11 protein-coding genes, 2 tRNA genes and 1 rRNA gene are annotated in these 12,044 nt (G+C 41.5%); 7 read left to right on the plus strand and 7 right to left on the minus strand.

Going from position 1 to position 12,044, the window contains the following annotated elements; translation table 11 throughout:
- Window positions 1-195, minus strand: a 195-nt coding sequence (locus CO050_02350; protein ID PJC31631.1) for an AAA family ATPase, incomplete at its 3' end; no start/stop codon positions are given.
- 102 nt (window positions 196-297) lie between these two features.
- Between CO050_02350 and CO050_02355 the strand changes: the two genes are divergently transcribed.
- Window positions 298-1,818 (plus strand): 16S ribosomal RNA (locus tag CO050_02355).
- Window positions 1,819-1,923: 105 nt separating this feature from the next.
- Entirely contained in the window at window positions 1,924-2,460 is a 537-nt protein-coding gene (locus CO050_02360) for a hypothetical protein (protein ID PJC31632.1), read from the plus strand.
- A gap of 3 nt (window positions 2,461-2,463) precedes the next feature.
- On the opposite strand, the gene CO050_02365 is transcribed toward CO050_02360, so the two are convergent.
- The 6 genes from CO050_02365 to CO050_02390 all read right to left on the minus strand — a co-directional run bounded on the left by CO050_02365 (window position 2,464) and on the right by CO050_02390 (window position 8,199).
- Window positions 2,464-2,540, minus strand: a tRNA-Ile gene (locus CO050_02365).
- A gap of 44 nt (window positions 2,541-2,584) precedes the next feature.
- Window positions 2,585-2,656: transfer RNA gene (locus CO050_02370), tRNA-Cys, on the minus strand.
- A 94-nt stretch (window positions 2,657-2,750) separates the two neighbouring features.
- The gene (locus CO050_02375) at window positions 2,751-3,437 is read right to left on the minus strand and encodes a hypothetical protein (GenBank protein PJC31633.1); all 687 of its coding nucleotides are present in this window, start codon (window positions 3,435-3,437) and stop codon (window positions 2,751-2,753) included.
- 62 nt (window positions 3,438-3,499) lie between these two features.
- A complete protein-coding gene (locus tag CO050_02380; protein ID PJC31634.1) occupies window positions 3,500-5,647 on the minus strand; it encodes a hypothetical protein in 2,148 nt (715 codons plus the stop codon).
- A 3-nt stretch (window positions 5,648-5,650) separates the two neighbouring features.
- Window positions 5,651-7,579 carry a hypothetical protein gene (locus CO050_02385; protein ID PJC31635.1) on the minus strand — a complete coding sequence of 643 codons (1,929 nt, stop codon included), beginning with the start codon at window positions 7,577-7,579 and terminating at the stop codon, window positions 5,651-5,653.
- Window positions 7,576-8,199, minus strand: a complete 624-nt coding sequence (locus CO050_02390) for a hypothetical protein (GenBank protein PJC31636.1) — start codon at window positions 8,197-8,199, stop codon at window positions 7,576-7,578. The genes CO050_02385 and CO050_02390 overlap by 4 nt, the downstream gene beginning before the upstream one ends.
- A 15-nt stretch (window positions 8,200-8,214) precedes the next feature.
- Between CO050_02390 and dcd the strand changes: the two genes are divergently transcribed.
- From dcd to CO050_02415, 5 genes are all read left to right on the plus strand, one after another.
- Window positions 8,215-8,673: a dCTP deaminase gene (gene dcd, locus CO050_02395; protein ID PJC31637.1), complete on the plus strand. Its 459-nt coding sequence runs from the start codon at window positions 8,215-8,217 to the stop codon at window positions 8,671-8,673.
- A 68-nt stretch (window positions 8,674-8,741) separates the two neighbouring features.
- Window positions 8,742-10,061 (plus strand): serine hydroxymethyltransferase, encoded by a 1,320-nt coding sequence (gene glyA, locus CO050_02400; GenBank protein ID PJC31638.1) that lies wholly within the window; start codon window positions 8,742-8,744, stop codon window positions 10,059-10,061.
- A gap of 146 nt (window positions 10,062-10,207) precedes the next feature.
- Window positions 10,208-11,026: a 30S ribosomal protein S2 gene (rpsB, locus tag CO050_02405; protein PJC31639.1), complete on the plus strand. Its 819-nt coding sequence runs from the start codon at window positions 10,208-10,210 to the stop codon at window positions 11,024-11,026.
- Window positions 11,026-11,484, plus strand: a complete 459-nt coding sequence (gene tsf / locus CO050_02410) for a translation elongation factor Ts (protein ID PJC31640.1) — start codon at window positions 11,026-11,028, stop codon at window positions 11,482-11,484. The genes rpsB and tsf overlap by 1 nt, the downstream gene beginning before the upstream one ends.
- Window positions 11,481-12,038 (plus strand): ribosome recycling factor, encoded by a 558-nt coding sequence (locus CO050_02415; GenBank protein ID PJC31641.1) that lies wholly within the window; start codon window positions 11,481-11,483, stop codon window positions 12,036-12,038. The genes tsf and CO050_02415 overlap by 4 nt, the downstream gene beginning before the upstream one ends.
- The last annotated feature ends 6 nt before the right edge of the window (window positions 12,039-12,044 follow it).

The following is a 12,044-nucleotide window of genomic DNA, read 5'->3' on the forward strand; positions in this document are numbered from 1 at the left end:
TCGTTTAGCATCTTTTGCAATAATTCTCGCCAATGTTGTTTTGCCACATCCGGGAGGCCCCCAAAGTAGAAGCGAGTGCAAATTCCCAGACTCTAACATTCTTCTTACGGGCTTATCTTTATTTACTAGGTGGTCTTGACCAATAAACTCACCTAAATTTGTTGGCCTAACCTTATCTGCAAGTGGCTGAGGCATTTAAGCAATTGTAGCATAGGGTCCAGTTTCATGATAGAATACTGCCTAGAACAAGTACTTTGAAAATTTGGCAAACTTTGTGTGGTAGGAAACTACTATTTTTTTGAGAGTTTGATCCTAGCTCAGGATGAACGCTGGTGGCGTGTTTTAGGCATGCAAGTCGAGCGAATAGACCCCTTCGGGGGTGGAAAAGCGGCAGACGGCTTAGTAACGCGTGGGAATCTGCCCTATGGTTAAGGATAGCCTCGTGAAAGTGAGGGTAATCCTGGATAAGTTCCGAGGGTAACCGAGGAAGAAAGGGTGTAACAACCCGCCGTAGGAGGAGCCTGCGTCTTATCAGGTAGTTGGTGGGGTAAAAGCCTACCAAGCCTATGACGAGTAGGGGGCGTGAGAGCGCGATCCCCAAGAATGGGACTGAGACACGGCCCATACATCTACGGATGGCAGCAACCAAGAATCGTTCGCAATGGGGGAAACCCTGACGACGCAACGCCGCGTGTGGGATTAAGGTCTTCGGATCGTAAACCACTGTGGTAAGGGAGGAAATCCAGCATAGCTGGACTGACAGTACCTTACTAGAAAGCAGCTGCTAACTACGTGCCAGAAGCCTCGGTAATACGTAGGCTGCGAGCGTTATCCGGAGTCACTGGGCGTAAAGGGACGCGTAGGCGGCATGGTAAGTCTTGTCTTAAAGACTACGGCTCAACCGTAGATATGGACTAGATACTATCAAGCTAGAGTATGGTAGGGGGAGCTGGAATTTCTGGTGTAGCAGTGAAATGCGTTGATATCAGAAGGAACACCAAAGGCGAAGGCAGGCTCCTGGGCCATTACTGACGCTGAGGCTCGAAAGCCAGGGGAGCGAAAGGGATTAGAGACCCCTGTAGTCCTGGCCATAAACGCATGGATGCTAGATTCCTGGTCCCGCTTAGCGGGATTGGGAGTCGCAAGTTAACACGTTAAGCATCCCGCCTGGGTAGTACGATCGCAAGGTTGAAACTCAAAGGAATTGACGGGGACCCGCACAACCAGTGGAGCGTGTGGTTTAATTCGAGACAAAGCGAAGAACCTCACCTAGGCTTGACATGTTTTTCTTAATGTCTTCATAGAAACATGGGGAAAATCCGTTTACGGATGGGAATACACAGCTGCTGCATGGCTGTCGTCAGCTCGTGTCGTGAGATGTACCTTTAAGTAGGATAACGAGCGCAACCCCTATTGTTAGTTACAAGTGTCTAACGGGACTGCCCAGGTTTTATAATCTGGGAGGAAGGAGGGGATGACGTCAAGTCAGCATGGCGCTTACGCCTAGGGCTACACACACGCTACAATGGGAAGGACAACGGGCAGCGACCTGGTAACAGTGAGCAAATCCATAAACCTTCCCTCAGTTGGGATTGAGGGCTGAAATTCGCCCTCATGAACGAGGAATTGGTAGTAATCGCGGATCAGCACGCCGCGGTGAATACGTTCTCGGGTCTTGTACACACCGCCCGTCAAGCCAACAAAGTCGGTAGCACCCGAAGGTCCAGTTTACTGGGACGAAGGTGAGATCGGTAATGGGGACTAAGTCGTAACAAGGTAGCTGTTCTGGAAGGAGCGGCTGGATCACCTCCTTTCTAAATTTACTTTATTTAAGCCCTAAATAGCTATTTTAGAGTATATTTTATGTTCTATATTATTTAGGGCAATAAAGATCAAAAAAAACGTGTTCCTACCACGCAAAGTTTGCTAAATACTAATAAAAGTTTGCTAAATACTAATAAAGGCTTCACATTGATAGAGCTTCTGGTTGTTATATCTATAATAGGTCTTTTAGCGGCAGCTGGACTTGCAGTATTTACCAGTGCACAAAAAAGAGCAAGAGATGCCACTCGAGTTTCACATATGAAGGATTTACAATCAGCGCTTGCCCAATATTATCTTGCAGAAAACACATATCCAACCACATCAGGAGGATTATCAAGTAACTGTGTTGAGAGAGATACTCATGGAGTCTCTCATATAGAAGACATATTATCTCCACTAGTCACAGAAGGATATATTCAAAAAATTCCTAGTGATCCCAAAGGTAATCCTCTTAGTGTTTGGCCTTATTGTTATTATTATCAATATCCCTCATCGTATTTGCATTGCTCTGGAGCTACAAACAGAGACTATCTGATGATTTTTACAACAGAAAGTACTAATTACGATGGTTTTATTGAATACGGTATACAAGGAGAACTAGGTTCTAAAGCAAGATACTGCATGTACAACATATAACTTAGGTGGGCGACCGTGGAATCGAACCACGGACCTCTGCTTTATCAGAGCAGCGCTCTAAACCTCTGAGCTAGTCGCCCTTATTCATAACCAACTTAAGTTAACGGCCCAAAATAAATATCTGAGGCACGAAGGGGAATCGAACCCCTGTATCGCGGTTTTGCAGACCGCTGCGTTACCACTTCGCCACCGTGCCACAGTCCTAATTTTATCACAAAGATAGGAAGAATAAGCTAATCTGCTAATACAGAAATTAAGGGTTCACCCCTTAATTAGATTGGATTTACAGATTAATCTATTTGAATATCTTTAATTATAGAAAGTTTCTGTTCATCAGATCTATTAGTAAGTGCCCCAATAAGCTGATTTTTATCTGTAAAATAATCAGGTAATCTTCCCACACTAATAATTTTTTGCTCCCTAGTGTCAATTAATTCGGGGACACTTGACCACTGATAAACTGGGTTAGTATTGGAAACCAATTTAGCCTCTATTGGATTACGTAATACATAAAGTATGAGCTGATGCAGCTGTTCATCAGTTATAGCTCGTAGCGCTTTATATCTACCCTGAAATAAAGATCCAGTCATATTATATTTTTGATTAAAGTATTGGGTAAACGCGGTCGATAATTTATGCATATACTTTGAAATACCATATTCTACATTTTGCTCGAGGACCATATGATAATGATTAGGCATTTCAACATAAGCGTAAATCAGAACTAAAGGCTTATCCATTCTATATTTCTTCTCTATTTCAGAGATATACTGATCAAGATCTCCGTTATGCTCCTTCAAGTGCTCCAATCTTTGAGCATAGATACTGAGAGGATAATCAAAATGTGCGTACCAATATAGCATTCTTTCCCATTTGACATAATCAGAAGAGGATAAAAATGTATCGCTCCTGTGAACTCCACGATTATAGACGTGATAGACATAACCCACAGCAAAATCCGACTTTCTGCTAACCACACAAACACCATAACAAAATTAGACTTTGTTTGCAAGCGAATTAAGGGGTGAACCCTTAATCTTTAATTCAAAAGAAGTTTGTCTGCCAAGGGAGAGGTTACAATCCTTTCAATGGCTCTGTTTATCTCTCTTGCCCCAAACTCTGGCTTATATCCTTCCTCCACAATTTTATCTAGTAGTCGCTCTGTTATATCAATAGGGTCTCTATGCTCAGCGTTTAGTCGCACATTTAACTGCTTTAATTTCATAACTGCAATTTTTTTAAGCTCATCTTTCCCAAGTGGCTTAAAAACAACAACTCCGTCAAATCTATTTACAAATTCAGGACTAAAAATACTTTCCTTTAATATATAATTCAACACTTCTGTTTCTAAGCCATGACTATCTATATTCTCTCTAATATACTCTGCAGCAGCATTAGAAGTGCTAATGATAAAAGCATTCCTGCAATCGACCCGATCTCCATCAAGGTCCATAAAATATCCCTCATCAATAATTGACAAGAAAATATTCAAAAGATCCTTGTGAGCTTTTTCTATCTCATCCAACAAAAGTACGCTATATGGTTGTTTTCTAATCTGCTCAGCTAACTCAGCTATTAACCGATTTGAATCACTTTTATTCTGAAAGTTAGACATATCAAATCTAGTCAAATGCGACCTCACATCCGCAAAATAAATAGCAGCCAAGGCTTTGGCTGTCTCGGTCTTTCCCACACCAGTTGGACCCAAAAATAAAAAGCTCGCCAAAGGCCTATTTTCACTCTGTAGTCGTAATCTTGCTCTCCGCAAAGCATCAGAAATTTGCGATATTGCCATCTGTTGATCAACAACATGTTGATGTAATAAATCTTCCATGTTTCTTAGCTTAGCCTTTTCCTGTGGACCAATTTCTGATAGGGGAGTTTTAAATTTAATCTCTGCCACTTGTTTTATCTTTGCTGGCGTGACTTTTACTTCTTGCTTATCTCTCACCTCTAGAGCCATTTCTTCCAAAAGGTCAAGCGATGCATCGGGTTGATTATTCTGCGATCTGTTTCCTAATTCAATTATTAAATCTAAGCTCTCAACTGGAAATACTGTCTTAAACTTTTTTTCATACCTTAATGAACTTGTTTGTAAAAGTTGTAAGATATATTTATTAGCTAATGGCGGGATTTCTATGGGTTCCAAGATTTTTTGAATAAGCTCATTTTTTAGCAGCACTTCGTGATATGCATCCGTTGAAGTTAAACCAATAATGCGCACGTCTTCTTTTTGCACATAGTCTGCCAAAACTCCAGAAAACTCAGCAACCATATGAATTTGATCAAGTACCAAAATAATGTTTCCAGCTTGTGTTGCTTCATCCAGCAAATCTTTCAACTGGGCATGTATTTGATCGGCAGATTTTCCAGCTCTAGATAGTCTTGGAACATCCAGCTTTACCAATCGGTTATACCTTAATTTACCTGGAATAGATGCGTGATCAATACTCAATCTTCTGGCAACTTCATAAATAACAGCATGTCTTCCGCTACCAGTAGCACCATAAACAAGTACACCAGGCTGCTTTTCCCTTTTCAAAATTGTCAGAATTCTTTCAACCTCACCATCTCTTCCTATTATTTCGTTCTCAACAATATTAACCTTATCTGTCAGGTCCAGTGAATATTTATCCAATAAAACTGTGTATCCATAATGCCAACTGCTAAAAGGAGAAACAATCGAAAATAACCCATGCTCGCTATTTGAAGATTTGTTTTTAGTCCTCCAGTATCTTTCAAACCACTCCACGGCTATATTAAATCCTTGATCAGTCATTGTATGATCTTTCACAAACCTCCTTTTAGCGGAAGATTTTACTCTGGGCTTCCTAAGTTCGCCAATATAAAATATCAGAGAAAAAGGAAAAAAAATAACCCACAATAGAGTAAATATCATTCCAATGATAGTCGTTGGCAGGCAAACTGCCACCCACACAACAAGCACAGCTGATCGAAGTATTAACCCAATAACACTAGAGATAAAATTAAAAAAAAGCTTTGAAACCTCATGCTCAATATCTAATCCTCTAGTTTTTTTAATATCTATAATCAGATGCCATGGCACCAACAAAGTTCGAAATAAAAGCCCAGCCGCAAAATAGTGAGAGTAAAATTGCAGTAGAGTATCCGTCTGTTTCAGAATACGCTTCGGAACAACCCAAAAATGCCATACAAAATAATGCATGCGTTAATTTTGTGACACGGACACAGTGGAAACTGAGTTACCAATATTATGAATTATAAGTGAAATATCCACAGCATTGACCCTTCCATCCAAGTTAACATCCTCAGCCAATATCTCCCCAGCCAGCTCCCAAGTTTTTCCATATTGACGGATAACCCTAGCAAAATCCAAAGTAGTAATATTCCCACTCTCATCAATATCAATTCTCTGTTGCAAAGAAGAAGCTTGGGAACCACCCACCTTAGTGAATTTATAATTATCATTATCCCAAGTAATATCTATATTAAAATAGTACATTCCGATTCTTAAGTTGACTGGAGCTGGTGTGTACAGTGTTACATCGTTTTTATCCAACACTCCATATTTTAGCTCGTAATCAATGTTGGGAAGAACATTATTGAGAAAACTTACTGACAAAGTGTAATATTGGCCAGTAAAATTAAGGCCACTGCGGATAGTAGTGCAACTTCCCTCTGATGGACACAGTTCTGAAATGTTAACCAGATCTTTTATTTCTTTACCAGATTGATTATTAAAAATATAATAAAGCTCTACCTTCGGTTGACTAGTAATGGTAGGAGTAGGAGATAGAGTTTGTGTAGGTGTCACGGTAGGCGAAGGGGTAGCAGTGGCTCCTGCTGTTCTTGTAGGTGTTGGTGTAGGTGTAGCATTAGGAACGCTTGTTGGACTGGGAGTTGGAGTTTGAGTTGCACAACCAGCTCCTGTTGATGTAATACCACTTTCACTGCAAGTATAAGTACAGTTATTTTTTGAATCAATATCACTACCAATCTGCCTTGAATATGTGTCACAGCTAGCACTACACGCATTACATTCATAATATTGGCAATGTAGAAGGCGATCATTTCCAGGAATTGATATAGAGTTACCACTGACAGTGCAAGGGTTATTACTGCCAGGCCAATTGCTTATTCCCTCACTACACGAATTAGCTGACCAAATGGTGGAGCAAATACCACCACTACTATCTGTCCACTTAATAGATTTACGCTTGACCTGTGTATTTGGAGTTGGAGTAGGTGTACTGGGTGCACTCACCTCACCCGTTGGAGTAGGTGTACTAGGTGTACCTCCTACATCTCCACCCACTGTCCCCACCGCAGTCTTACCAGTACAGCGAGTTGTGGAGATAAAATCACGTCCCACCATCGTAAATGCAGATCCTGCGCTCATATCAGACGGCATTACACAGTTAAATGTAGCCGTATCTCCATTCCATCCACCAAAGCTAGTATCAGAAGGGCAGATATTCTCAGGCCAATCAGTTGCCGGATCCCATGATTCTTTTCTCACTAATCCACATGAAATCTCGCCAGACCCAGGCGCCGCAGACACCTTCACTCTACAAGTAAAGCTCTCTCCAGCATTAGGATTCGCCTTGTTCAAAGTCACACTATCTATCGGTGTACATTCTCCATCATCATTACCACTACTGCCTGGTGTTGGGGTAGCAGTTGGTGGATTTCCTCCACTGGTAGGAGTTGGACTTGGATTACCTCCAACAACAGGCGTAGGAGTCACAGTTGGTGTAGATACATCAGCTATTGGAGTGTTTTCAGAATGGCCAGCTGTAGACCGAGTATTACAAGCGCCATCAGGTGCCTGTAGATAGTCATACTGAGTGCTACCATCCCCCGTCGCATAACATCCACCTAATTCACGACCTCCACCACATGCTTCCCACCACCTGCATCCTGCATATCCGCATCCATAATTATGATTATTCAAGCAGCCTCCACCGCAGCCTTCAGGATTAGTGCAATTAACCGTGGCTACTCCTATTTCCTGCGCCTTTGGAAATGATTCTTGAGTGCTCTTTTGCACCAAAGAAGTACCTGCCAAAATCCCTGCAATAGCTGCCAGAGTTATAAGTAATGGTATTGCTGCAAGTCCTCGTCTCATTTGTTTCATGGTTTATCCATGATCTTTATCATTAATGTATTACTTCCTGTAAGAATATTTTTGCCTTGTGCCGCAATTGTCGAATTATCCTGATCAATATTCAAATCAGTCTCACCAATAGCAATTCCCTTAAATTCAATCAAAAAAACTGTTTCATCGAGCCGTACTGGATCTGCCACTCCCACAGTCCCGGATACCTTAATAACCCCATTGCCATATTCTACTATTGGATAGGCTGGAAAAAGCGCTGAGGTTTTAACAGAAACTACATCCACTAATGCTTTATCATAATTCAAGACAAAATCAAAAGCCTCTATTTTTTCTCTCTCTGTCTTTAGCAAAACAGCAACTGTCTTTTTTTCATTAACCGCGAGTTCAAGCATTCCAGGGCTAAACTTATAACTTGGGCCCGAAATAATCGTTGACTCTGTCGGAACGGTTGTTGGTGCAATGCCAGACTGCTTTGTAACTAAATTTTTAGTCAACACTGGGAGCAGAAAACCAATTCCAAACACCACAGCAATAATGATAGCGGGCTTTATCCACACCTGAAGTACACTTTGACCAGCTTCTGGAACGTTTTTCTCCACATAAATATGGTAAACTAATTTAAGTAATTTTGCAATCAATAACCTAGCGAAACAATGATACTCTCAGATCAAGATATAAAAAAAACAGTAGAAAAGGGGAGACTTAAAGTAGATCCAATACCTAATTGGGACGAAGCTCTAGGCTCTTGCACGCTGGATTTAACACTAGGCGAGGTTGAAGAAAATAAATATACTCTCTTGCCCAGAGATTTTGCCCTAGCCACCACAACCGAATATATAGAAATACCAGACGACCTTTGTGGCATCTTACATGGCCGCTCATCTCTGGGTCGCCGTGGTCTCACCATCCACTCAACAGCTCCCATGTTTGACGCGGGCTTCCGAGGCAAAGTGGTTCTAGAGCTTTTTAACTCAGGCCGTGAGCCAATTACCCTCCAAAAAGGCCAGCGCGTCTGTGCTATGTCTTTTGAGCAATTATCAAGCCCGGCGTTGCGCCCTTATCATAAGAAAGACTCCGCCAAATACCTCAACCAACAAAAACCCAATATTTAAGGACGGTCCTTAAATAAAAATTAACAGTTGTAACAATAAAATAAAAATGTTATACTCTGGCTGCTAATATGCTAAAGCAAAAGGACAGAGAGATCCATAACATCATTAAAGCCGAAGCCAAAAGGCTAAACGAGACCTTAATGATGATTCCCTCCGAAAATTATGCGCCATCACTTGTTCATGAAGCGGTGGGATCAATCCTCATCAACAAATACTCCGAAGGTCAACCATTCCGCAGGTACTACCAAGGAATGACAAATGTTGACCAGTTAGAAGATCTCGTAGAGAAGCGAGTTCTCGATACGTTTAAGCTTGATCCCGCTAAATGGCAAGCCAACGTTCAGCCATATTCCGGTTCACCCGCCAACGCAGCCATTTTTATGGCGCTTCTTAATCCGGGTGATTTAATCATGCCCATGTACTTAAAAGATGGAGGACACATCTCTCATGGCTGGAGCTTTAAAGGTAAGAATTTAGCTTTTTCCTCAAAATTCTTCAAGGTGGAGTTCTACCATGTTGATGAAAAAACATTAGTTTTTGACTACGCAAAGGTTGCCAAAGAGATTAAAAAAGCAAAGCCCAAAATTGTAGTTTCAGGTGGCACAGCCTATCCCAGGGACATTAACCATAAAGCACTAGGGCAAGCAGCGCACGCGGTGGGAGCTTATTATTTGGCAGATATTTCGCACGAAGCGGGTCTTATTGCCGGCGGAGTAATGGCTAGTCCTTTTAAGTATGCAGATGTGGTAATGTTTACTACCCACAAAACCCTGCGAGGTCCGCGCGGAGCAGTCATCGTTGCTAAATCAGAGTTAATTAAGCAAATAGACATGGCCGTTTTCCCTGGTCTCCAAGGTGGCCCCCACAATCACACTATTGCCGGGATTGGTGTCGCACTCAAAATTGCCTCAACAAAAAGTTTTGCAAAATATGCAGGACAGATCGTCAAAAATGCACAAGCACTGGCCTTCGAATTAGAGAAACAAGGATTTGATGTTGTGACCGGTGGAACAGATAAGCACCTGGTTTTGCTTGATCTACGCAATAAAGGTATTTCTGGCAACATCCCTGCTATCGCCCTTGAACACGCTGGCATCGTCTGTAACTTTAATACAGTTCCTTATGATACTGGTTCACCGCTGTATCCATCGGGTTTGCGCCTTGGTACGCCAGGCCTGACCACCCGCAAAATGAAAGAAAAAGAGATGAAGATAATTGCCAAGTGGATTGGGGAGGTAGTAAATGAAACGCTAGATTATAAATTACCAGAAAAGGGACGCAAGGAATATGTTCAAGCTGCCAGCACCAAACTAGCCAAAAACAAAACAATCCTAAAAATCAGAAAAGAAGTAAAAGCTCTCTGCAAGAAATTTGCAATCCCAAAGTAATACTCCACAGGGTTCGTTCCGCCTGTGGGCTAATTTACCAACATTTCTCAATTCTGTTCCTTGTGATATAATTAACTCAATAAACACGCTTGAGCTTTTATCCCTGGTTGAATAGACCAAATGCAGGCGGGTGAAAAAAAGGGATTATGAAAGAAATATCATTAACAGATCTATTGGAAGCAGGTTGCCATTTTGGCCACAAAGCTAGCCGCTGGAACCCTCAATCTAAAAAGTATATATATACTGAGCAGGGGAACATTCATATTATCGATCTAGCCAAAACCAAAGAACAGCTAGATCTTGCCGCAGTCAAAGTCAAAGAAATAGCAGCTTCAGGTGGAAAAATTCTACTTGTAGGAACCAAAAGACAAGCTTCAAAAACCGTAATGGACGCAGCTAAGCGTGGCAACTTACCCTATCTTATCTTTCGCTGGATCGGTGGCTTTATTACCAACTGGGAACAGATCAAACGCAGAATCGACCACATGAACGACCTTATTAAGCAGGAAAAAGAGGGTGAATGGCGACCACTACCTAAGCACGAGCAGGTCAAGCTCAGGGCTGACCTAGAGCGCATGCGCCGAGTATATGGTGGAGTTTGGGACTTGACCCAATTACCCCAAGCAATATATATTGTAGATGTAAAGCTGGAAAAAACCGCAATTCGTGAGGCATCTCAAGCGGGATTGCTATCTATAGGTATTAGCGATACTAATGCTGATCCAAGAGTGGTAAATATCGCTATTCCAGCTAACGACGATGCGGTTGGAGCTGTCGATCTAATAACTAACCATATAGTTGACGCTTATATTGAAGGCCGAGATAAACACACGAAGAAAATAGAGACAGATAGAATAGCTGCAGAGAAAGTCGAAGCGAAGCGAAGATCCGCCGAAGAGGCAAAAAAAGAAAAAGCTGAAAAAGTTGAAAAAGCAAAAAATAAAGCATTCATGAAAAATAAATAATGAAAATTAAAACTGCAGACATCAAAAAACTACGCGAGGAGACGAGTGCTCCCGTTATGGACTGCAAGCGCGCACTGGAAGAAACAGGTGGAGATCTTCAAAAAGCAAAAGAGCACCTAGCCAAACTTGGAGTAGCTAGAGCTCAGAAGAAAAAAGGCAGAGATGCAACTGAAGGATTAATATACTCATATATTCATACAGGCGGCAAGGTTGGAGCAATAGTTGAGGTTAATTGTGAGACAGACTTTGTAGCAAAAACAAATGATTTCAAGGCCCTAGTTCATGAAGTTGCAATGCAGATAGCCTCGATGGATCCAAAGGATGAAGCTGAACTATTGGAACAAGCCTACATAAGAGACTCTAAAAAAAATATGAAGCTTTTAATTGACGAAGCAATTGGAGTTCTTGGAGAAAATATTAAAGTTGCCCGCTTTGTAAGATACGCGGTCGGTGCATGATTAAGGAAGAACAACTAAAAATCAAAATGGATAAGGCCGTTGAGGTTTTAAAAGAAGACCTTTCCTCTATTCGGGTTGGCCAAGCAAACCCTTCAATGGTAGCGGAAATTCGACTTAGCGTCTATGAAGGAACCCAGAACTTAAGAATAGAAGAAATAGCAACTATTACAACAGAAGATCCCAGTACAATCTCAATTGCTCCTTTCGATATCTCAATTCTTGAAGAAATTGAAAAAGGACTAAGAAGAGCGAATACAAATATGAGCGTAATTCCGGATGAAGACAAGATTAGGCTCAAACTTCCACCACTAACCGCCGATCGTCGCGAGGAGTTTGTAATTCTGATTAGAAAAAAGATTGAGGGAGCACGAATAATGGTTCGCCAGATTAGGCAAGAAGCTATGCGCGATGCTAAAGGCTCTCAAGATAGGGGAGATATTTCAGAAGACGAAAGATCTATGCTTGAAAAACAGGTACAAGAAATAACAGATAAAACAATGGAAGAAATTAGCAAAATAGGTGAACAAAAAGAAACTCAAGTCAGATCTTTATAATAACAA

The sequence above is a fragment of the Candidatus Roizmanbacteria bacterium CG_4_9_14_0_2_um_filter_38_17 genome, assembly GCA_002788855.1.
Lineage (GTDB): Bacteria > Patescibacteriota > Microgenomatia.